This window comes from Stenotrophomonas sp. STEN225, assembly GCF_056756445.1.
In genome coordinates this window covers 194,054-215,530 of the sequence record NZ_JBRRBV010000006.1, presented here as the reverse complement: position 1 = coordinate 215,530, position 21,477 = coordinate 194,054, and the positions used below count along the sequence as shown (strand labels likewise).

Below are 21,477 nucleotides of genomic sequence, written 5' to 3'. Positions count from 1 at the left end.
GGGCTGCCTGCAAGAACTGTTCCGCGGCGCGTGGTTCACCGCCGGGGCAACGCCCGACGCTAGCCGGGCAGGGCCGGCCGCAGCGGGATGCTCAGCGTGCTGTCGCTGTGCCAGTCCACCTGCAGGGGCTCACCGGCATCGGCGGCTGACTCGTCGCTGACATCGCGTCCGGTGCCGTGGTTCACCTGGTGCATGGCGTCCTTGAGCACGTCCACCTTCACCAGCAGTCGGCTGCCCGCGCCCACACGGCGGGCGACCATGCGGGTGCGATCGAAGGGCAGGTCGGTCCATCGCCCCGGCACCAGCAGCTGCCGCGCGGTCGGGTCGCGTACGTGGCTGGCCCGGCCGACGTAGTAGGACAGCTGCATCCGGCGCCCATCGGGCAGCAGCTCGTACAGGGTGACCGTGAAGTCCATGTCGCGCTTGTTGATGCGGACCTTCAGATCGCCCGAGAAGCGTCCGATCAGGTCCATCGGTGCTGGGAAGGGCTCGGAGAGGAAGGTCAGTGCCGTGTCCGGCTCGTCCCCGGCGGCCACGATCGGGAACGGATAGTAGCCATGCCGGACCTCCGTGCGGTCAGCGAGGTCCACCGTCTGCCGCAGCGTTCCCGGCGTTGGCCGCTGTTCCTGCAACGGGTGATGGTCGCCCTCAGCGGATGCCGACAGGTAGTACGTGCGATGGCCGCCCGCAGCGGCATCAAGGGTGGCTGCATGCCCCCAGGTGTTGCTGCCCATCAGCTGGAAGTTGACCTGGTCGGCCAGAAGCGCCGGGCGCGGGGCACCGCGAAGTACGTGGTCCAGCCACTGGAAGGTCAGCGCAGGCGTATCGAACTGCGCGACCGGGTCCACCGTGTAGCCGCGCAGCTGCATCGGCTTGCTGGCGGCCTGCGCACCGCCGTGGTCATACGGCCCGATCAGCAGGACATGATCGGCGTCCGGCCGGTAGCGCATGTGATCGGTGAAGTACTGCAACGCGGAAATCTGGCCGTCGTCGTAGTAGCCGGTAATGGTCAGCACCGGAATGCGGATGTCCCTGAAGTCTTCGGCGTACGGCACCATGGCCTGCCAGTAACCATCATAGGCCGGGTGGGCGAGCCAGCGCTGCAGCCAGGGATTGGGGGTGCCATCGATCTGGTCGATCTGCCGGTACGGCCGGCCGGAGGCATACCAGCGGCCGGGCAGCTGTGACCACCGGTCCTGCTGCCCGTAGGTGTCGGTATCCAGCATCGGGCCATTGGCCACGTAGAAGGCCCAGCCGTAGTTGGCGCTGAGGAATACGTTGTTCTCCATCGGCAGGCCCTGGCCCGGAATGGCAGCCACGTAGGGCACGATGGTCTTCAGTGCCGGATGGTGATGGCGCGCTGCCGCCCATGCGGTGAATCCTTCATAGCTGCCGCCATACATGGCGACCCGACCGTCGCTCCAGGGCTGGCGGCTGACCCAGTCGATCGCGGCATTGGCGTCCACCCCGTCGTGTTCGTAGGGGGCGATGGTGCCGGTACCCTGACCTTTTCCGCGTGCGTCGACCACGATGCCGGCGTAGCCGTGGGCTGCGGCCAGCAGCATCTTCAGACGGTTCTTGGGCGGGTCGGTGTAGATGGTGAACAGCATGGCCGTCGGCAGCGGCGCGGACGCGCTGCGGGGCCGTGCCAGCTGTGCGGACAGCACCACCCCTTCGGCCACGGGGATACGCACTCCGCTGTCGATCACGAAGCGGCGTTGCTGTTCTGCGTCAAGCAGTGCAGGGGCGAGTGCCGCAGCCAGGGTCTGCGCGCGCAACACAGCCTGCAGGCGCACCAGCTCCAGCGCGGCTGACTGCGGCACGGTGGCGGCATCGGCCTGTGCCGCAAGCGCCTGCGTCAGCTGCGCCTGTACCGCAGCGGGAGGCAAGGCAAGCGCTGCATCGGCCTGCACGGCGGCAACATCATCCAGGCCAGCAAAGGCCGAATGGAAGGCGCGCGAATACGCTTCCGCATCCCGCGCGCCAGTGCTTGCCAGCAGCATCGGCATCCAGCGCTGGGCCGCCGCGCCATCGCCGGCAGCGGCCAGCGTCGCGCGCAGCTTCTCGATCATGGCGCGTGCCTCGGCGTAGCGACCCGTGGCCAGCAGCGCATGGCAGCGCTGTGCATCGGTCAGCGTTGCCGACTGCAACAGCTCCGTACCCAGCGCCTGCAGTGCCGTATCCACCTGTGCTGGCGGCGCATCGCGGGGCAGCGACCACCGCAGATCGCTGGCGGCCACGCGGGTGCAGGTGAGCGCCAGCAGCAGGCCAGCAAGAAGAGCGCGTAAGGTCACGGGGTGTTCCTTGCAATGGCGGGCGCGTGGCCATCATACGGTGGGTGGCCGCCCGCCGCGGAGAGTCCGACGTTACCCCGGCGGGGCCGGTGGGGGCGGGGTCTGCGCCAGCTCCACCCGTGGCCGCGGCAGGTCGTGCAGTTGCATGAAACGGCCCGCATCGACCGGGCGGCCGAGCAGGTAGCCCTGCAGGTAATCGCACCCCAGCCGCTCAAGGTAGGCACGCTGGGCAGCCGTTTCCACGCCCTCGGCAACAATGTCCATGTCCAGTGCATGGCCCAGCGCCACGATCGCCGATACGATCACCACGTCCTCCGCGCTGTGTTCGAGATCGCGCACGAAGGCGTGGTCGATCTTGATCTCGGTGGCCGGCAGGCGCTTGAGGTACAGCAGACTGGAGTAGCCGGTGCCGAAATCGTCGATGGAGATGCCGACCCCCAGCACCGACAACGCCTGCAGCAGCCGCAAACTGGTGTCGGTGTCGCGCATCACGGTGCTTTCGGTGATCTCCAGCACCAGGTTGCGCGGCGTGATGCGATGCCGCTCGATCACGTCGCGCACATCGCGCAGCAGGTGCGGCGAGCTGAACTGGACCGGCGACAGGTTGACCGATATCGACCAGCCCTCGTGGCCGGCGTCGTGCCAGTGCCGCAGTTGCAGGCACGCCTGGTCCAGCGCCCAGCGGCCGATCTCGTTGATCGCGCCGCTGCGCTCGGCCAGGCGGATGAAGCGATCCGGTGGAATCAGGCCCTGTTCCGGATGACGCCAGCGGATCAGCGCCTCGGCGCCGGCGACCTTCTGGGTGGCCACGCGGATCTTCGGCTGGTAGTGCAGGAACAGCTGTTCGCTGCCGATCGCCCTGCGCAGGTCGGCCAGCAGGCGGAACTGCTGTTCGGCGCTGTCGTTCATCCAATCCGCAAACAGGACAAAGGAGTTTCGGCCGGATTCCTTGGCCTGGTACATCGCAGCGTCGGCGAAGGCCATCAGCTGGCGTTCGCTGGCGGCGTGGTCGGGGCAGATGGCGATGCCGATGCTGGCAGTCACCTGCAGTTCGTTGTCGGGCAGCAGCGGGCCGCCTCCCACCGCCTGCAGGATGCGCCGGGCCAGGGTCGGCAGGTCCTCGTCATGGTCGATGCGCACCACCAGCACGAACTCGTCGCCGCCGAGCCGCGCCAGCAGGTCGTTCGGCCGCAGCAGCTGGCGGGTGCGCTCGGCGACGGCCACCAGCAGGGCATCGCCGGCCTGGTGGCCATAGGCATCGTTGACCTGCTTGAAGCCATCCAGGTCCATGAACATCACCGCGAAGCGGCTGCCGCCCTGTTCGGCTTCGGCCAGTGACTGCACGATGCGCCGTTGCAGCAGCAGCCTGTTCGGAAGGCGGGTCAAGGGGTCGTGCAGCGCGGCCTGGGTCAATTCCTCCTGCGCATCCGTCAGCGAGGTGCTCAGCATCGCGTTGCGAAGGCGCAGCAGCTGCGCTTCCACCCGCTGGTCCAGCCAGGACACCACCAGCACCACCGCCAGGATCGCGACGGTCAGCACCACCACCAGCATCGCCAGCCAGGTGCTCTGCAGGCCATCGCCCACTGCAGCGCCGCAGATGCTGCCCTGTGGAAAGCGTGCGGCGGCCATGCCGGTGTAGTGCATGCCCACGATGGCCAGACCGAGCAGGCCGGCGGCGGCCAGCCGGTCACCGACCCGGGTGCGCTGCGCGCGCAGGCGGAAGGCGACGTAGAGGGCGGTCCAGGATGCAGCGACCGCAACCAGCAGCGACAGCAGCAGCCAGCCCGTGTGGTAGTCGATGCCGGGTTGCATGCGCATCGCGGCCATGCCGACGTAATGCATGCCGGCGATGCCGGTGCCCATCAGCAAGGCGCCCCCTGCCAGGCGGGGATGTGGCAGGGTGGGCAGCGAGACCAGCCAGAGCGCGAACACCGACGAGGCGATGGCCAGGGCGAGCGACAGCAGGGTGATCGGCAGGTCGTAGCCCAGCGGAATGGGCAGGTCGAAGGCCAGCATGCCGATGAAGTGCATCGACCAGATTCCCAGGCCCATCGCGAAGCCGCCACCGAGCCGCCACCACCAGGTCGCGCCCCTGCCGGGTGCCGTGACCGTGCGTCCGGCCATCGCCAATGCCGTGTAGGAAGCCATCACGGCCACCAACAGCGAGACTGCCACCAGCCATGCGTTGTACGTGCCTACCAGCATTCGTCAGTCTCCCGGACCTGCCTGTCGACGGAAACTACGGTGGGGCATGCATGTGGCAGGCAGCCAGAAGCGGCCGCCAGGTGCGGCATCCCCCCGGTTGCCGCGCATTCACTCTAACGCGCGTCCCCGGGGGGACGGCAAGCAGCAAAGCGTGATGGAAGCGTCAGTGTGTGACCGCGTCCGCAGCCTGGAACGCCGCATCGAACAGTCGTTGCACCGGCGGCCCCATTTCGCCGGCCAGCAGGACCAGCAGGAACAGGCCCAGCAGCAGCGACACCGGCAGCCCGAGCTGGATCGGATTGAGCGCAGGTGCCGCACGGGCGAGCACGCCGAACGCCAGGTTCACCGCCAGCATCGCCACCGTCAACGGAATGGCCAGTGTCAACGCACCGCGCAGCACGGTCAGCAGGAACGTCGGGGCGATGCTGAAGAACGCGTGCGGATCGGGCAGCGGCGCACCGATCGGCAGTGCCCGGTAGCTGTCCACGACCAGCGAGATCAGCGCGAGGTGGCCGTTCGCGGTGAAGAACAGCAGGCCGAACAACAGGTAGAACCACTGCCCGATCACGCCGGAGGTGCCGCCGCGCAGGGGGTCGCTCATCTGCGCGAACGCCAGGCCGGTGCCCTGTGCCACCAGTTCGCCGGCCATCGCGCCAGCTTCGAACACCAGCCGCAGCAGGAAGCCGATGGCCACGCCGATGGCCAGCTCACGGGCGATGGTCAGCACGGTGGCCGCATCGAAGCCGGTCCACTCCGGCACGGGCGGCAGCAGCGGGGCGAGCGCGATGGCGAGGGTACCGGCCAGTACCACGCGGATCCGCGCCGGCACCGCACGGGTGCCGACCATGGGCATGGCCATGGCTACCGCGCCGATGCGCAGCATCGTCCACAGCACGGTGCCGATCATGCCGAAGGCCTGCAGGCCGTCGGCAGCCATCTGGGTGGCGGCATCCATCGCGGTGCGCGTCCTAGCCGATCAGGTGCGGAATGCGCTGGAACAGCAGCGTGGTGTATTCGACCAGATGGCCGATCAGCAGGCTGCCCAGGGCGAACAGCACGGCGGTCAACGCTGCCGCCTTGGCGACGAAGGCGATGGTGGGCTCATTGAGCTGGGTCGCGGCCTGCACGACACCGACCACCACACCTACCACCAGTACGGTCAGCAGCAGCGGGCCAGCCACCCACAGTACGGCAATCAGGCCGCCACGCAGTTCGGTCAGGGCAAGTTCGGGAGACATCGTCTTTCCATCGGTAGCGCCGGGTCCTGCCCGGCGGTGGTCAATGCGGCCGCCGGCAATGGCAGGCGGCCCCTGCAATCACGCCGGTCCGGGTCACGCCGGATTGAAGCTGGCCGCCAGCGTTCCCACCGTCAGCACCCAGCCGTCGACGAGCACGAACAGCAGGATCTTGAACGGTGCCGAGACCAGCATCGGCGACAGCATCATCATGCCCATCGACATCAGCACGCTGGCCACGACCAGATCGATGATCACGAACGGGATGAAGATCAGGAAACCGATCTCGAAGGCGGTCTTCAGTTCGCTGGTCACGAACGAGGCGACCAGGACCGGGAACGGGATCGCATCCGGGCTGGCGTAGGTGCCGTGCCCGGCGATGCCGGCGAAGGTCATCAGGTCGGTCTCGCGGATCTGCGCCAGCATGAAGCCGCGCAGCGGCTGGGTGGTCAGTGTCCACGCGGTCTGGAAGTCGATCTGGCCGTTGAGGTAGGGCGCCATTCCGCTGCTCCACGCCTTGTCCCAGGTCGGCATCATCACCATCGCGGTGAGGAACAGGGCCAGGCCCAGCAGCACCTGGTTGGACGGGGTCTGGCCGGTGCCCAGTGCCTGCCGCAGCAGGCCCAGCACGATGATGATGCGGGTGAACGAGGTCAGCACCAGCAGCATCGACGGGATCAGGGTGATCGCCGTCATCAGCAGCAGTGTCTGCAGCGGCAGGCTGACCGGCTGGCCACCGATCCTGCCCACGTTGACATCCGGCAGTGGCGTGGTCGGAGCAGCGCCCGGCGCGGCAAAGGCGAGCGCGGGCAGCAGGCACAGGGCAATCAGCAGCAGCCACGCGATCAGGGTAGCTGGACGGGTACGGATGACACGCATGTCAGGGGTCCTTGCGCAGCCGCTGCTGCAGCAGCTGGGCGAAATTCGGCAGGTTCTTCAGGTCCGGCACGCGCACCGGCGCGGGCGGCGGCAGCGGTTCGGAAAGGGTGTGCAGGGCGTTGATGCTGCCGGCGGTGACGCCCAGCAGCAGTTGTTGGCCGTTGACCTCCACCACCACGACGCGTTCCTTGGCGCCGACGCTGAGGCTGGCCACCAGCTTCATGCCGTCGGCCGGGCGGAAGCCGCTGCCGGGCAGGCGCTTGAGCAGCCAGCCCAGGCCGACCACCAGGGCCAGCACGGCCAGCAGCGCCAGCACCGCGCCGAACAGGCCCGGTGCCGAGGCCGCGTGCTGGCCGACCGGGGCGGCGGCCTTGCCGACGCCCAGCAGGGTGGATGCCAGCAGGCTCAACGCAGTCTCCGGATGCGTTCGCTCGGGCTGACCACATCGGTCAGGCGCACGCCGAAGCGGTCATTGATCACCACGACCTCGCCATGTGCGATCAGGGTGCCGTTGACGAATACGTCGAGCGATTCACCGGCGCCACGCTCCAGCTCCACCACCGAACCCTGGTTGAGCTGCAGCAGGTTGCGGATCGGCAGGCGGGCGCGGCCGACTTCCAGCGACAGGGTCACCGGCACGTCGAGGATCACGTCCAGATTCAGATCGACCCCGGAGGCCTCGTCGGCGTGCAGGGTGCCGAACTGGGCCGGAGTCGGTTCGAGGGCGTCGGTATCGTTCATTGCGGGTCTTCCTGGATGACGGGTACGCGCGGGCGGGTGCCCGGCGGATGGGTAGCAGTGATCTTCACGGCATTCATGCCGTTGGCGATGCCGAATTCGCCGGTGAACACCGGGATGTTCTCCACGCACAGCGGCACCTGCGGGCTCAGCTCGATCGGCAGGATGTCGCCGACCTTCAACCGGGTCAGGTCACGCAGGGTCATGCGCTTGCTGGCCAGCACGCTGGACAGGGTCACTTCGGCGATGTTGAGCTGCTCGCGCAGGGTCTGGCCCCAGCTTTCGTCGCGGTCATTGCGATCGCTCTGGATGCCGGCATCGAGCAGCTCCCGGATCGGTTCGAGCATCGAGTACGGCAGGGTGACGTGGATGTCGCCGCCGCCGCCGTCGAGCTCGACATGCAGGCGGCACACCACCACGTATTCGCGCGGGGTCACGATGTTGGCGAAGTGCGGGTTGATCTCCGAGTTGATGTACTCGAACTCCACGTCCATCACCGGTGCCCACGCTTCGCGCAGGTCGGCGAAGGTCTGCTTCAGCAGCAGATGGATCACCCGCATCTCGGTGGCGGTGAACTCGCGGCCTTCGATCCGGGTGGGGTAGCGCCCGTCGCCGCCGAAGAAGTTGTCGACGATGGCGAACACCAGGGTCGGCTCGAACACGATCAGGCCGGTGCCGCGCAGTGGCTTGAAACGGATCAGGTTCAGGTTGGTCGGCACATACAGCGAATGCATGTAGTCGTTGAACTTGATCAGCTCGATGCCGCGCACCGACAGTTCGGCCGAGCGCCGGATCAGGTTGAACAGGCCGATGCGCCACAGGCGCGCAAAGCGCTCGTGGACCATTTCCAGCGTCGGCATACGGCCGCGGATGATGCGGTCCTGGCTGGCGAAGTCGTATGAACGGGCTTCGCCGGAGGGCGGCTCCGGGTCGGTCTCGACCGCGCCGCTGTCCACGCCGTGGAGCAGGGCATCGATCTCGTCCTGGGACAGCAGATCATTCATCGGTGGGCCCTTACTGGGTCACGAAGCTGGTGAACAGCAGATCGTCGGCACCATTGCTGCCGGTCTCGGCCTTGAGCACCTTCTGCACCTCGGCCAGCGAATCGGCCTGCAGCTTCTTCTTGCCGGCGATATCGGCGATCTGTGCCGGCTCGACCTGCGAGAACAGCATCAGCAGTCGTGCACGCAGGGCCGGGGCGTGGGTCTTGATCGCCTCCAGCGCGGCCGGATCACGGGTCATCAGCTGCACTTCCAGCTGCAGGTAGCGCGGGCCGTCGATGGGACCATTGAGGTTGACCACGAACGCGGGCTCCAGCGCGAAGTACTGCGCCGGTGCCGGCGTGGCGTTCTTCTTCTTCGGCGCCTGGCTGGTCTTTTCTTCCTGCGTGGACTGGGTGAAGAACCACACGCCGCCACCGGCGGCAGCGGCAGCCAGTACGGCCACCAGCGCGGTGATCAGGATCGGACTGCGCGGCGTGCGGGCCTTGTCCTTTTCGACGTTCTTCTTGGTTTTGTCAGCGGCTGCGGCCACGAGGTGAAGCTCCTGAGGGTTGCTTCACCGGGATATGCAAGGGGTGTGCCGATGCACCGGGAGCAGGGTGCGACGGAAATCCGTCGGCAGGGCCTGCGTCGGTCGCGCACGTCAGGCGTAGGCGTCCAGCAGGCCACGCTGGCGGATCAACGGGGTGGCCGGCAGGCTGGCATCACCCCGCGTCGGTTCTCCGTCACCCCGACCTGCCTCCTGCCCGGCCTGGCCGGCAGGTGCGCCACCGCCGCCCGGCTGATGGCCGACATCGGCGTGGGCCAGCTGGAAGCCTTGTTCGCCCAGCAGTTCTCGCAGGCGTGGCAGGCTGCTTTCCAGCGCCTGGCGGACATCCACGTGCGGGCTGCTGAAACTGGCGTGGACCTTGTCACCGTTGAGCTGCAGGCGTACGTCCACCGGCCCCAGATCGTCCGGGCTCAGTCGGATGTGGGCGTGACCGATCTTCTGGTCGGCCAGCCAGCCCAGGCGGGCGCCGATGGCCTGGTCGAAACCGTCGTCGCCAAGCACCGGCTTCGGCGTCGGTTCACCGTTGAAGACCGCGTTGCTGGACAGCGCCGCCTTAAGATCCTGCAGTGCGGCGGGCAGGGGCGCCTGCAGGGGCGCAGGCGGGGCACGATCACCCTGCAACGCGCTGTCGGTGTCAGCGCTGCGCTCCAGCGCGGCGTCGCCCATCGGCAGAGCGGGCAGGGGCAGTGCGCCGTCTTCGCCATCGACGCCCGGGGCGGGTGACTGCACCACGGCGGCAGGCGACGCGGCAACCGGCGATGGGGGGGCGGTGGTCGCCGCCAGGGCCGGAGGCGCTGTGCCCGTTGCGGACGGTGGGACGCTGGCCGCAGGGTCGGCGGGCAGTGGGGTGGCCAGCACCAGCCCGGCCAGTCCAAATGGCGGCCAGGGCGCTTCGTCGGTTTCCGTCGTCGCGTCCTGGTCGGTCGCAGCCTTGCCGGCCGGTGGCGCAGCGGCCTCGCCCGTAGCCTGCTCGCTGGCGGGGGGCCGCACGCTGGCGGCGTCATCGCTGCCGGTGGCCGCAACGCCGGTCGGCGCGGGGCTGTCCGCGGGCGGGACGGGCGCACCGCCCTGCAGCAGCTGACCGAAGTCCTTGCCGCCTTCGCTGCGTGCCGTGCGCGACGGGCTGCTGCCCACGCCGGGCGGAGTGGCCGTCGTGCTGCTGCCGGAAAGCGCGGCGGGCGTCACGAACGGACTCCGGTGTCTGCGCCGTCCTGGTCCTCGGCCTGCGCCAGGCGGGAGCGGCGCGCGCCGATGTCATCCATCTCGCGCTGGTCACGGCGGTCTGTCACCACCTTTTCCTGTGCGCGATAGCTGGCGGCCAGCTGCTCCAGCACCGCCTTGTCGCGGCTGGCCAAGATCAGGCGCGCGCGTTCGGCTTCGACCTTCTCGCGGTTGCCGTCGACGGTGCGCTGCTGTTGCTCCACCGCACTGTCGAGGCGGTCAAGGAACGCACGCCGGTTCAACAGCTGGGCGGGACTGGTCGCGGCCATCTGTGCGTTGGCGTACTCCTCGGCATAACGTCGCAGTTCGTCCAGACGCGACAGGTGAGTGTCGAGAAGGCGCTGGCGCTCGGCCAGGTCGCGGGCGACCGCATCTTCATGTTCCTGTGCCCGCCTCAGCAGAGGGTCGATACGCTTGGACTGGTTCATCGCTTACACCTCGTTTTCCACCAGGCGCTGCAGCGCCGCCTGGCTGTGCGGGAGATCCGCGGCCTTGGCCACGTCCTGTCCCAGGAATTCCATGATTTCCGGCCAGCGTTCCAGGGCTTCGTCGGTGGCTGCGTCGTTGCCGCGCTGGTAGGCGCCGATGGCGATCAGGTCGCGGTTGGCCGAGTAGGCCGACACCAGCCGCTTGAGCTTGCGGATGCGCAGGCGCCACGGTTCGTCGGCGATTTCCGTGACCACGCGGCTGACGGACGATTCCACGTCGATGGCCGGATACAGGCCGCTGTCCGCGACCCGGCGCGACAGCAGGATGTGGCCGTCGAGGATCGCGCGTGCGGCGTCTGCGATCGGATCCTGCGGATCGTCGCCTTCGGTCAGTACGGTGTAGAACGCGGTGATGGAGCCGCGCCCCTTGGCGCCGTTGCCGGCGCGTTCGACCAGCGCGGGCAGCTTGGCGAACACCGACGGCGGGTAGCCGCGCGTGGTCGGCGGTTCGCCCACCGACAGGCCGATCTCGCGCTGTGCCTGCGCGAAGCGGGTCAGCGAGTCCATCAGCAGCAGGACGTTCAGGCCCTGGTCGCGGAACCATTCGGCAATGGCGGTTGCACGGTAGGCGCCATGCAGGCGCGCCAGCGGTGGCCGGTCGGCCGGGCTGGCGACCACCACCGCGCGGCGCAGGCCTTCCTCGCCCAGCGTGGTTTCGACGAAATCGCGCACTTCGCGGCCGCGTTCGCCGATCAGCCCGACCACGATGACGTCGGCAGCGGTGTAGCGGGTCATCATGCCCAGCAGTGTCGATTTGCCGACGCCGGAGCCGGCGAACAGGCCGACACGCTGGCCACGGCCGATCGGCAGCAGTGCGTTGATGGCGCGCACGCCCACATCCAGTGGCTGGGTGATCGGCTCGCGCGCGAGTGGATTGATCGACACACCGGCCATGCCGACGTGGCCTTCGGCACGGATCGGGCCCTTGCCGTCCAGCGGCACGCCATCGCTGTCGATCACCCGGCCGAGCAGGCCTTCGCCCACTTCCACGCCGCCGCGCCGTGCCGATGGCACGACCCGCGCGTTGGGCAACAGGCCATGCAGTTCGGCGCTGGGCATCAGGTAGGTGCGCTCACCGGCGAAGCCGACCACTTCGGCATCCACCCAGCCACCGTCGACCACTTCGACCTTGCAGCTGGCCCCCAGCGGTGCTTCGCAGCCGACCGCTTCCAGGGTCAGCCCGACCGCGCGGCGCAGCACGCCTTCGCGGATCAGGCCACGGCCGTGTGCGGTGTCCACGCGCAGCCCGTCCAGGCGACGGGCCAAGCGCAGATTGCGGGCCAGGGCCCAGTCTGCCGCAGGTGGCGGCAGTGGCGTTTCGGCCGTCATGCGTTCGCTCCGGTCTGGCGGATCACTGCGTCCAGCGCGCCACGCAGGCGGGCTTCGAGAGTGCCGTCGATGCGCACGGCCTCGGCATGCACGCGCAGGTCGCCGCGGCTGAGGCTGGTGTCGGCAACCAGCCGCTGCTGCGGTGGCAGGGTAAGCAAGGGGGCGAGGGCAGCGATGTCGTCCGGGTGCAGGCGCACTTCCACTTCGCGCGTGCTGCCGCCGACCGCATCGATGGCTTCGCCGACCAGCTGTGCCAGCAGCGCCGGTTCGGCCTCGTAGGCGCGACCGACCAGGGCACCGGCGATGCGGACCGCCAGCTCTCCCAGCGCACCGACCACCTCGTTCTCCAGGCGGACCAGCGGGCGGCTGAAGTTGTCCAGGATGCCCTCGATCTGCGCGGCAAGCCGGCGCACCTCGGCCTGGCCCTGGCCATAGCCCTCCGCATGGCCGTGCTGGAAGCCTTCCTTCTCGGCACTGTCCTGGATGGCCTGTATCTCTTCCAGGGTCGGCAACTGCAGCGGCGGTTCCGGCTCGTGCTCCGGGTCCGGCCCGGCATGCCCGGACGCGTCCTCCTGTTCCAGCACGGGTTCCGGCTGGGCCAGCAGGTCAGGGGCGAGCCAGCGCACGACGGTGCTCACAGCATGGCCTCCGCGCTGCCGCCGATGGTGATGGTGCCTTCATCGGCCATGCGCTTGACGATGGCCAGGATCTCGCGCTGCGCGCCTTCCACGTCGGACAGACGCACCGGCCCACGGGCCTCCATGTCCTCCAGCAGGATCTCGGCGGCACGCTGGGACATGTTGCGGGTGATCTTGTCGCGGACCTTGATGTCGGCGCCGCGCAGGGCCAGTCCCAGCCGCTCGCCGCTGACTTCGCGCAGCACCAGCTGCATCTCGCGGTCGTCCAGATCCACCAGGTCGTCGAACACGAACATCAGGTCCTGGATGCGGCCACTCAACGGCGCGTCGATGCGTGCGATCTCGCCCAGGATCGCCTGGTCCTGGCCGCTGTCCATGAAGTTGAGGATGTTGGCCGCGCACTGCACGCCGCCGATGTTGGATGACTTCAGGTTCTGGTTGCCGGCGAACTGGCGCTCCATGATCTCGTTGAGTTCATTGAGTGCGTTCGGCGGAATGCCATCGAGGGTGGCGATGCGCAGCAGCACGTCCACGCGGGTGCGGTCGGGCAGCAGTTTCAGCGCATCGGCGGCCTGGTCGGTTTCCAGGTGGGCCATGACGATGGCGATGATCTGCGGATGCTCGTTGCGGACCAGGTCGGCGACCGCACGCGGATCCATCCACTTCAGCGCATCCAGGCCGGTGGTGTTGCGGCCCAGCAGGATGCGATCGATCAGGTTGCCGGCCTTCTCGCTGCCCAGTGCCTGCACCAGCATGTTGCGGATGTAGTCGTCCGACCCCACGCCCAGCGAGGTCTTGGAGCCCAGCTCCTGGCCGAACTGGTCCATCACCCGTTCCACCTGTTCGCGGGTGATGTCGGACATGGTGGCCATCGCGATGCCGATCTTCTGGACTTCCTTGGGTTCCATGTGGCGCAGCACCTCGGCCGCGTCCAGTTCACCCAGCGACAGCAGCAGCACGGCGGCGCGCTGCACTCCGGTCAACGGTACCTCAGTCATTGGCCACCCAACCCTTGACCACCTGGGCCACGCGCTTGGAGTCGGTCTTCACGGCTTCACGGGCCATCCGCAGTCGTTCCTCGTAGGAGTCCACCGGCAGGGCCAGTGCCTCCGGTCCACCCAGGCCAGCGCGCTCGGCACCCAGGGCCGGCAGCGGGCTGCCATCGTCATCGACCAGCTGTACGTCAGCGGTATGCGGTTCCAGTGCCAGCGGGTCGTGCTTCTTCGCCTGGCCGGTGATGGCACGCAGCGCCGGACGCAGTACGCCGAACAGCAGCGCCAGCACCACAATGGCCCCCAGCAGCATGCGGCCGGCATCGTGCACCCACGGCAGCTCCCACCAGGCCGGGCCTTCCACCGGTGTGGTCTCGCGCACGAACGGGGCATTCATCACCGAGACCGTATCGCCCCGCTCGGCGCTGAAGCCGACGGCCTGCTTGACCAGCGCCTCGACGCGGGTCAGTTCGGCAGCCGACAGCGGCTGCGGGGTAAGTGCACCATTGGCGCCGGGGCGCGGCACGTTGTCCACCAGCACCGCCACCGACACGCGCTTGATGCGGCCGGCCGGCTGGCGGGTGTGCTGCAGCGTGCGGTCCAGCTCGTAGTTGCGCGTGGCGTTCTTGCTGCTTTCGCTCGGCGTCGGCGCGGTCTGTGGCGGCGCAGCCTGGCCCGGAGGCGTGTTGCTGGTTGCGCCAGGCACACCCTGCGGTCCGGGCGTGCTGGTGGTGTTCTCGCTCATCTGTTCGCTGCGCAGCTTGGCCGGCTCGCCGTTGTACAGCTCGCGCGCTTCCTCGGTGACCGAGAAGTCCATGTCCACGCTGACTTCCGGATTGACGCGGCCCGGGCCGGTCATCGGTTCCAGCAACTCGCGGATGCGCTGGTTGAAGGAGGTCTCCTGCCGGCGGACCTGCTCGAACTGGGCGGCGTTGACCGCCGCTTCGCTGTTCGGGTCGCTGATGCTGAGCATGCGCCCGCTCTGGTCGACTACGGTCACCCGTTCCGGCGACAGGTCCGGAATGCTGGCGGCGACCATGTGCACGATCGCATCCACCTGGCTGCGTTCCAGCTGCTGGCCACCGCGCAGTTCCAGGGTTACCGAAGCACTGGCGACGTCGCGCTGGCGGGTGAAGGCGCTGGGCTTGGGGATGGCCAGGTGTACGCGTGAATCACGCACCGGTCGCAGCGTGTTGATGGTGCGCGACAGTTCGGTCTCCAGCGCGTGCTGGTAGCGCGCGCTTTCCACGAACTGGCTGACACCAAAGCCCGGGTCGCGCTCCATCAGCTCGAAACCCAGCTTGCCGCTGTCGGTCAGGCCGGAGCCGGCCAGCTTCAGGCGGGCGTCATGCAGGTTCTTCTCCGGCACGGTGATGCCACCGGTTGCCGGGTCCAGGGCAAACGGGATCTGCGCTGCACGCAGCAGGTCGGTCGCTTCAGCGGTGGCCTTCTGGTCCAGGCCGGTATACAGCGGAACCATGCCGGGCTTCTGCGACCAGAAGAACACGAACAGGCCCGCCGCCACCGCCACTGCGATCATCGCCATCAGCCCCAGCCGACGGGTGATCTGCAGGCTCTGCAGGCGGTCGAACCATTGCCCCGCCTTCTCGGCGTTCAGGCTGTCCTTGGAAAGCGTCAGTGCCATGCGTCAAGTTCCTTACAGCGGCATGTTCATCACGTCCTGGTAGGCCTGGACGAGACGGTTGCGGACTTCCACGGTGGCGCGGAAGGCGATCTGGGATTGCTGCGAGGCGACCATCACCTTGGCCAGGTCGGCGCCGGGTTCGCCCATCTCGAACGCCTTGGCCAGCGCGCCGGACGTCTGCTGCGCATTGTTGACGCCGGCAATCGCACCGCGCAGGGTCTCGGTGAAGCTGGCCGGCTGCACCTGCGGCGCATCCAGCACCGCACCAGGAAGGGCATTGCTGCGCGGCGCTTCAGCCAGCGGATTGAGCACCGGCTGTCCCATCTGGGACTGGTAGGTGCGGATCTGCGAAAGGATCGAAGTGACGGAGTGGGACATCTGCAACGGTTCCAGGAACAGGGATGGGGAATCTGCAGGGATCACTGCAAGTGCCGTGCCGGAACGCCTGAGTGGTTCAGAAACGTGACGGAAGTTTGCGTTCGGCGGAGGACGGGCGAGCTGGCGTGCCGATACGCTGTCGTCATCTGCCGGTGTCAGTGAACCGGCGTCGGTTTTTTGGCCTTGCCGGCGGCCGCCGGATACACGAACGCCCGGGCAAGCCCAGGCGTCCGTGCCCCCTTCATGCTGGCGATCACGCTCAGCTGGCCAGTTCGGCCTGCTCGCGTTCGATGCCGTACTTGCGCAGTTTTTCCACCAGGGTGGTGCGGCGCAGGCCCAGCAGCTGCGCGGCGTGGGCGACCACCCCCTGCGTCCGCTCCAGCGCTTCATTGATCAGGCCCAGCTCGATGCTGGCCATGTGGTTGCGCAGGTCCAGGCCGTCGTCGGGCAGGGCCGTGGCAGCCGCAGCGCGGTTGACCGCGATGCCGTGCTCCAGCGACGGCTGGCCGCCGCTGCCGGGGGTGTGGAAGGAGAAGCTGCGCAGGTCCAATCGCTCTTCGCTGGGTGCTGCCGGTACCGCGGCCGGGGTGCTGACGGGGGCCAGCAGGGCGTCGCCCCGGTAGCGCGCGGGAAGGTCCTGCACGCGGACCGAACCACCCGGATGCAGCACCGCCAGGCGTTCGACCAGATTGGTCAGCTCGCGTACGTTGCCTGGCCATTCGTAGCCCGCCAGCGCCTGCAGGGCTTCGGCAGTGAAACGGACTTCGCCGCGGCCGGTGCGCGCCAGCTGCGCGGCAATGGTTGCCACCAGTGCCGGCAGATCCTCGCGCCGTTCGCGCAGGGCCGGCACGTCGATCGGGAACACATTGAGGCGGTAGAACAGGTCTTCGCGGAACTTGCCGTCGGCGATCCGGCTCTCCAGATCGCGGTGGGTCGCTGCGATCACCCGCACGTTGCAGCGGATGGTCTGGTTGCCGCCGACACGCTCGAAGCTGCGCTCCTGCAGCACGCGCAGCAGCTTGACCTGCATCGGCAGGCTCATGTCGCCGATCTCATCCAGCAGCAGGGTGCCGCCCTCCGCCATTTCGAAGCGGCCCTTGCGCGCGGTCAGCGCGCCGGTGAAGGCACCCTTCTCGTGGCCGAACAGTTCGCTCTCGAGCAGGTCGGCTGGAATGGCGCCACAGTTGATCGCCACGAATGGCCCGTCGCGGCGCGGCGAGCGCTGGTGGATGGCGCGCGAGACCACTTCCTTGCCGGTGCCCGACTCGCCCAGCACCAGTACGGTGGTGTCGAATGCCGCGACCTGGTCGATCATCGTGCGCAGCGCGCTCACAGCGGCACCATTGCCGGTAGGTCCCTGCTCCTGCACGGCGCCCGCCTGGTGCTCGGCATCCAGGCGCTTGAGGCTGGCACGGCGCAGCAGGGCTTCCATCTGCGCATGGCGCAGCGGCGTCTCCAGCGGCCAGATGTTGGCTTCATGCAGGCCGTGGCGGTGGGCGAAGGCACTGGCCTCGCCATCGGCCAGCAGCACCGGCGGCGGCAGGCTGCTGCCACCCAGCCATGCGTAGAGGGCGGTGCTGGCGGCGCTGTCGTCGAGGCTGCCGACGATCACCGCCATCCAGTCGCTCTGGCGCTGCCGCCCCAGGTCGAAGTCTGCCGCGTCGGAAACCCAGCGCGGATTGAAGTCCATAAATTCCAGCAGGGCAACGGTGCGTTCGGCACGCACGGCGTCGTTGTCCAGCACCAGGATGCGCGACTCGCTCACGATCGATCCTCCCTGAGGCCTTCCAGGATCGGCATCACTTCCTGGATGTAGGACAGCTTGCTGACGAAATTGTCGGCGCCGGCGCGCAGTGCATGCTCGCGGTGCTCGGCGTCATCGAAGTGGCTGGCGATGACGATGTACGGGGCGTCATCCTGCGACTTGATCAGGCGTGTCGCCTGCAGGCCGCCCATTTCCGGCATTGCCAGGTCCATCAGCACCACCTGCGGGCGCAGGGTCTCCGAGCGCTCGATCGCTTCCAGGCCGTTGCCGGCACTGCCGACGATCTGCAGCCAGTCGATCTTGCGGAAATGGCGCATCGCTGCGTTGATGAAACCTTCGTGGTCGTCGACCAGCAGGACCGTGAGCGTGTTCATGTCCAACATCCTTTTCAGCCCACCCGGGCCAGCTGCGGTTGCCTGGCGCTGAGCCGGCGCCGTTCGCGGGCCGGGGCGATATCCAGTTGTTCTCGGTATTTTGCGACGGTTCGGCGGGCAATGTTCACCCCCTGGCGCGAAAGCAGGGCGGCGATGGCCTCATCGGCCAGCGGCCGACCGGCCGGCTCGGCATCGATCAGGCGGCGCACCATGGCCTTCACCGCTTGGCCGGAGACGCTGGCGCCTTCCAGGCGCACCGCGAAGAAGTGCTTCAGCTCGAAGGTGCCACGCGGGGTCTGCAGGTACTTGCCGGTGGTGATGCGCGAGACGGTGGACTCGTGCATGCCGATCTCCTCGGCCACTTCCTTCAGGGTCAGCGGCGCCATCGCTTCCTCGCCCCGGACCAGGAACGCAGCCTGGCGCTCGACGATCACCCGCGCGGTACGCAGCAGGGTGTCATAGCGCATCGACAGGCCACGGCTGAACCAGCGCGCTTCCTGCAGCATCTCGCGCAGCGCCGGTGCAGCCTCGTTGCTGTCGGCCAGCGCCTGTTCGTACTGCGTGTTGATCGATACGCGGCGGCTGGTCGCCGGATTCAGGGCCACTTTCCACTGGCCGTCGGCGTGCCAGGCGACCACGTCCGGTACCACCACGGCATTACGTTCCGGCAGCAGGTTGTCACCCGGGCGGGGTTGCAGCGAGAGGATCAGTCGCACTGCTTCGCGCACGTCACCGATCTCGGCGTCATGCAGGCGGGCGAGGGCGGGGTAGTCGTGCGCGGCCAGCGGCTCGAGCGCGCCCGCAAGGATGCGGGTGGCCAGATGCCGCGCGGGAACCACGCCGTCCAGGCTGCGCAGCTGGGCCTGCAGGCTTTCGCGAAGGTCCCGCGCGGCCATGCCGGCGGGCTCGCCATGCAGCAGGCGCTGGCGGACCGCCTCGACACCATCGGCGGCGATGTCGAACTGGGCGCTGGCCAGCAGTTGCAGCTGTGCCAGCGGTGCCTGCAGATAGCCGGCGTCATCGCAATGCTCGAGCCAGAAGGCGGCGACCGCCAGCTCGCGGTCGTCCAGGTCCAGTGCCAGCCGCTGCAGCACGCGCAGCTGCGGATCACTCGATTCGCCCGCCGCGATGCGTGCCATCCGGTCGTCGTCGCCGTCCTGCCAGCTGGCGCCGGCAACGTCCCACATCGAGGACTCCGGCAGCTCGTCGAACGCCGCGGTTTCCAGCGTGGTGGCGCCGGCGTCGCCGGGTTCGGGTGCAGGTGCTTCGGCATCCTCGATCTCCAGCATCGGGTTGGAGTCGAGCAGGCGCTGGATTTCCTGTTCCAGATGCAGCCCGTCCAGCTGCAGCAGCCGGATCGACTGCAGCAGCTGCGGGGTGAGGTGAAGTTGTTGGCCCAGCTGGGGCGAGAGTGCAGCCTTCATCGTGGTTCCCCGGCGCCGCTCCCCGACGCCTTGTGGAACGCATCTTGCTTCTGATCCGGCAGGTGCGGAATCAGGGGGTTCCTGAGGTGGTTGGTGAATTACCCGACAGCGTGTAGGGATTTTCCCGACATCGGCGCGGGATGTTGACGTTTCCCGGTCGCAAGCCATTGATTTCCTGTTGCGCACGCGGTCGGGGCGTCGTGCCGGCGTGTACGGGATTCCGTCAGTGCCTGTGGGGGTGACGGGAATCCGTCATCCGGGTGACGCGGTCACTCCAGCTCGTGCTGGTGGCGGGCGGCGAGCAGCAGCAGGTCGTTGGCGCGGCGGCACCCCAGCGACTCCATCATGCGCGCGCGGTGGGTTTCCACGGTCTTGACGCTGATGCCGAGATCGGCGGCGATTTCCTTGTTGCTTTCGCCTTTGCCGATGCGGCGCAGGATCTCGCGCTGGCGGGGTGACAGCGCGGCGATGCCGGTGGGCTTCTCGCGGCCCAGCATGGGCGCCAGCATCTTCGCCGAGATCTGCGGGCTCAGGAACACCTGGCCTGCGTGTGCAGCGCGCAGCGCCAGTTCCAGTTCCTGCGGAGCGGCATCCTTGACCACGAAGCCGACGGCACCGCGATCCAGTGCGTCGCGCACGTGGGCGGCATCATCGTGCATGGTCATCATCACCACCCGGGTGCCGGGTGCGCGCATGCGGATGTCGCTGAGTGCTTCCAGGCCGGTGCGTCCGGGCAGGGACAGATCCATCAGCACCACGTCCGGCGCGTGCTGCAGGGCCAGTTGCAGCGCCTGCTCGGCGTTGCTGGCCTCGGCCACGAGCTGCACGTCGGCAAACCCCTGCAGCAGCCGCGCCAGGCCGGCGCGGACCAGGGTGTGATCGTCGACGATGAGAACTCGCACAGGCACGCTGGAGGTCCGGGAGGGGAGTCCACCTTAACTTAGCTGAACGGGCGAGCCAAGCGTCGTCCGTTGCGGGCGGGCGTGCCAGGGTTCAGCGCGCGCGCCTTGCTTCGGCCACCTGACGTCTGTGCAGGCGGAACAGATGCCGCTCCATGGCCATTTCCAGCCCGTCGCCGAGGCGATGGAAACGCAGCCAGAGATAGTGGCCTCCGCTGCCATCGGCGGCCTCGGCAACCACTTCCACCGGCAGATCGATATGGTCGGGCAGCCAGTCGCTGGGCTGCACACGGACCACGCCGGCCTGGCCCGGCGCCGCGCCACTGCGGGGCCCAAGCTGCAGGCGGATGCCGCGCCGCGACCAGCGCACCGGGCGCAGGGTCAATGCCGGGCCCTGCTGGCGCACGAGTCGGCCCAGCAGCACCATGGCCAGATCCAGCTTGGCTTCCAGCCGCTGCAGCGGAAGGCTGGCCTCGCTGCGCTCCTCGTGTTCATCGACACGGCTGTCTTCGACCAGCGCCAGGCTGCGCAGCAGGCCTTCGGCGCTGCTGGTACGTCCCGCCGCGTTGCCGGCCTGGAACTCGACCGGCAGCGCCAGTTCGCAGCTGAGCGTCTCGTCGAACAGCTCGCTTTCGGCCGGGTGATGCAGCGACGTGGTCGGCAGGAGGGTCATGCCAGCGATTCTGCCTGCAGGTAGGCGTGCGCGGCGCGAAGGGAGCGCCGTCCATCGTGCAGCTGCACGGCCACCGCGTCGCGGCGATGGCGCAGCAGGGTGAGCAGGCTCTGCTGGCGTTCGAACAGCGCGGTCAGGGGCGCATGGTCGGCGGCCGCCAGCGGTTGGCTCAACAGCGCGTGCAGCTTGCTGTCATGGCCTTCGAGCAGGCTGTCGGCGGTGTCGAAGGCATCTTCACCCAGCGCCTTCTCGAAAGCATCCAGCTGCGCATGCAGTGCCTGCAGGCTCATGGTGCCACCGCTGCCGTACGGCGCTGCTCGTGCGGAATTGCGTTCCAGGCGCTGTCGATCTCGCCCAGCAGCTGCAGCGATTCGTCCAGGGCGGCGCGGTCGTTGTGCAGGTTGGCCTCGGTCAGGCGCTGCAGCACGTAGTCGTAGAGGGACGAAAGATTGCCGGCAATCTCGCCGCCGGCCTCATGGTCCAGCGAGCCGTTGAGGTGGCCGACGATGGCGCAGACCTCGCCGATCGCCTTGCCCTTGCCGGCATGGTCGCCGCGCTCGAGGCTGGCCAGCGCGCGCCGCACGCGCTCCAGCGCGCCCGCCAGCAACAGGGCCACCAGCTTGTGCGGATCGGCATCGGTGACCGCACTGGTCACACCCACCTGGCGGTACTGCTCGGCGTACTGACGGCTGGAACCGTACATTCGTGATTCTCCTTGCGCTGGGTGCTGCAGCAGGATCGTGACGATC

23 protein-coding genes are annotated in these 21,477 nt (G+C 68.3%); all 23 read right to left on the bottom strand.

All coding sequences use genetic code 11. The features are described 5' to 3' along the window. Window positions 1-59: 59 nt before the first annotated feature. The 23 genes from ACVOJ1_RS08610 to fliS all read right to left on the bottom strand — a co-directional run bounded on the left by ACVOJ1_RS08610 (window position 60) and on the right by fliS (window position 21,431). Window positions 60-2,294 (bottom strand): CocE/NonD family hydrolase, encoded by a 2,235-nt coding sequence (locus ACVOJ1_RS08610; protein ID WP_346480328.1) that lies wholly within the window; start codon window positions 2,292-2,294, stop codon window positions 60-62. 72 nt (window positions 2,295-2,366) lie between these two features. Then, a complete protein-coding gene (locus ACVOJ1_RS08605; RefSeq protein ID WP_111186092.1) occupies window positions 2,367-4,499 on the bottom strand; it encodes a putative bifunctional diguanylate cyclase/phosphodiesterase in 2,133 nt (710 codons plus the stop codon). A gap of 163 nt (window positions 4,500-4,662) precedes the next feature. Beyond that, the gene (fliR, locus tag ACVOJ1_RS08600) at window positions 4,663-5,454 is read right to left on the bottom strand and encodes a flagellar biosynthetic protein FliR (RefSeq protein ID WP_053519606.1); all 792 of its coding nucleotides are present in this window, start codon (window positions 5,452-5,454) and stop codon (window positions 4,663-4,665) included. Between the two features lie 13 nt (window positions 5,455-5,467). Continuing rightward, window positions 5,468-5,737 carry a flagellar biosynthetic protein FliQ gene (locus tag ACVOJ1_RS08595; protein ID WP_053519605.1) on the bottom strand — a complete coding sequence of 90 codons (270 nt, stop codon included), beginning with the start codon at window positions 5,735-5,737 and terminating at the stop codon, window positions 5,468-5,470. A 93-nt stretch (window positions 5,738-5,830) separates the two neighbouring features. Next, window positions 5,831-6,613, bottom strand: coding sequence for a flagellar type III secretion system pore protein FliP (fliP, locus tag ACVOJ1_RS08590; protein WP_053519604.1), 783 nt, complete (start codon window positions 6,611-6,613; stop codon window positions 5,831-5,833). Window position 6,614: 1 nt separating this feature from the next. Next, a complete protein-coding gene (fliO, locus tag ACVOJ1_RS08585; protein ID WP_053519603.1) occupies window positions 6,615-7,022 on the bottom strand; it encodes a flagellar biosynthetic protein FliO in 408 nt (135 codons plus the stop codon). Next, window positions 7,019-7,354, bottom strand: coding sequence for a flagellar motor switch protein FliN (gene fliN / locus ACVOJ1_RS08580; protein WP_053519602.1), 336 nt, complete (start codon window positions 7,352-7,354; stop codon window positions 7,019-7,021). Before fliN ends, fliO begins: the two co-directional genes overlap by 4 nt. Further along, window positions 7,351-8,355 (bottom strand): flagellar motor switch protein FliM, encoded by a 1,005-nt coding sequence (fliM, locus tag ACVOJ1_RS08575; protein ID WP_065176161.1) that lies wholly within the window; start codon window positions 8,353-8,355, stop codon window positions 7,351-7,353. Before fliM ends, fliN begins: the two co-directional genes overlap by 4 nt. A gap of 10 nt (window positions 8,356-8,365) precedes the next feature. Beyond that, window positions 8,366-8,884: a flagellar basal body-associated FliL family protein gene (locus tag ACVOJ1_RS08570; protein ID WP_053519600.1), complete on the bottom strand. Its 519-nt coding sequence runs from the start codon at window positions 8,882-8,884 to the stop codon at window positions 8,366-8,368. Between the two features lie 111 nt (window positions 8,885-8,995). Next, window positions 8,996-10,087, bottom strand: coding sequence for a flagellar hook-length control protein FliK (locus ACVOJ1_RS08565; protein ID WP_346480327.1), 1,092 nt, complete (start codon window positions 10,085-10,087; stop codon window positions 8,996-8,998). Continuing rightward, window positions 10,084-10,551 carry a flagellar export protein FliJ gene (gene fliJ, locus ACVOJ1_RS08560; protein ID WP_164153022.1) on the bottom strand — a complete coding sequence of 156 codons (468 nt, stop codon included), beginning with the start codon at window positions 10,549-10,551 and terminating at the stop codon, window positions 10,084-10,086. Before fliJ ends, ACVOJ1_RS08565 begins: the two co-directional genes overlap by 4 nt. Window positions 10,552-10,554: 3 nt before the next feature. Next, window positions 10,555-11,940, bottom strand: a complete 1,386-nt coding sequence (locus tag ACVOJ1_RS08555) for a FliI/YscN family ATPase (protein ID WP_053519597.1) — start codon at window positions 11,938-11,940, stop codon at window positions 10,555-10,557. After that, on the bottom strand, window positions 11,937-12,578 hold the full coding sequence (locus ACVOJ1_RS08550) for a FliH/SctL family protein (protein WP_053519596.1): 642 nt from the start codon (window positions 12,576-12,578) through the stop codon (window positions 11,937-11,939). Before ACVOJ1_RS08550 ends, ACVOJ1_RS08555 begins: the two co-directional genes overlap by 4 nt. After that, on the bottom strand, window positions 12,575-13,561 hold the full coding sequence (fliG, locus tag ACVOJ1_RS08545) for a flagellar motor switch protein FliG (RefSeq protein WP_053519595.1): 987 nt from the start codon (window positions 13,559-13,561) through the stop codon (window positions 12,575-12,577). Before fliG ends, ACVOJ1_RS08550 begins: the two co-directional genes overlap by 4 nt. A gap of 7 nt (window positions 13,562-13,568) precedes the next feature. Further along, window positions 13,569-15,215: a flagellar basal-body MS-ring/collar protein FliF gene (gene fliF, locus ACVOJ1_RS08540; RefSeq protein ID WP_346480326.1), complete on the bottom strand. Its 1,647-nt coding sequence runs from the start codon at window positions 15,213-15,215 to the stop codon at window positions 13,569-13,571. A 12-nt stretch (window positions 15,216-15,227) separates the two neighbouring features. Beyond that, window positions 15,228-15,593 (bottom strand): flagellar hook-basal body complex protein FliE, encoded by a 366-nt coding sequence (gene fliE, locus ACVOJ1_RS08535; RefSeq protein WP_053519593.1) that lies wholly within the window; start codon window positions 15,591-15,593, stop codon window positions 15,228-15,230. 259 nt (window positions 15,594-15,852) lie between these two features. Then, on the bottom strand, window positions 15,853-17,358 hold the full coding sequence (locus tag ACVOJ1_RS08530; RefSeq protein WP_346480325.1) for a sigma-54 dependent transcriptional regulator: 1,506 nt from the start codon (window positions 17,356-17,358) through the stop codon (window positions 15,853-15,855). After that, window positions 17,355-17,732: a response regulator gene (locus ACVOJ1_RS08525; RefSeq protein ID WP_053519591.1), complete on the bottom strand. Its 378-nt coding sequence runs from the start codon at window positions 17,730-17,732 to the stop codon at window positions 17,355-17,357. The genes ACVOJ1_RS08530 and ACVOJ1_RS08525 overlap by 4 nt, the downstream gene beginning before the upstream one ends. A gap of 14 nt (window positions 17,733-17,746) precedes the next feature. Beyond that, window positions 17,747-19,156, bottom strand: a complete 1,410-nt coding sequence (gene rpoN, locus ACVOJ1_RS08520) for an RNA polymerase factor sigma-54 (protein ID WP_277381741.1) — start codon at window positions 19,154-19,156, stop codon at window positions 17,747-17,749. Window positions 19,157-19,425: 269 nt separating this feature from the next. Next, window positions 19,426-20,058: a response regulator gene (locus ACVOJ1_RS08515; RefSeq protein WP_053519589.1), complete on the bottom strand. Its 633-nt coding sequence runs from the start codon at window positions 20,056-20,058 to the stop codon at window positions 19,426-19,428. A 91-nt stretch (window positions 20,059-20,149) separates the two neighbouring features. Further along, window positions 20,150-20,728, bottom strand: a complete 579-nt coding sequence (locus tag ACVOJ1_RS08510; RefSeq protein ID WP_111186090.1) for a PilZ domain-containing protein — start codon at window positions 20,726-20,728, stop codon at window positions 20,150-20,152. After that, window positions 20,725-21,018, bottom strand: coding sequence for a hypothetical protein (locus tag ACVOJ1_RS08505; protein ID WP_053519587.1), 294 nt, complete (start codon window positions 21,016-21,018; stop codon window positions 20,725-20,727). The genes ACVOJ1_RS08510 and ACVOJ1_RS08505 overlap by 4 nt, the downstream gene beginning before the upstream one ends. Continuing rightward, window positions 21,015-21,431: a flagellar export chaperone FliS gene (fliS, locus tag ACVOJ1_RS08500; RefSeq protein ID WP_053519586.1), complete on the bottom strand. Its 417-nt coding sequence runs from the start codon at window positions 21,429-21,431 to the stop codon at window positions 21,015-21,017. The genes ACVOJ1_RS08505 and fliS overlap by 4 nt, the downstream gene beginning before the upstream one ends. Window positions 21,432-21,477: the final 46 nt, after the last annotated feature.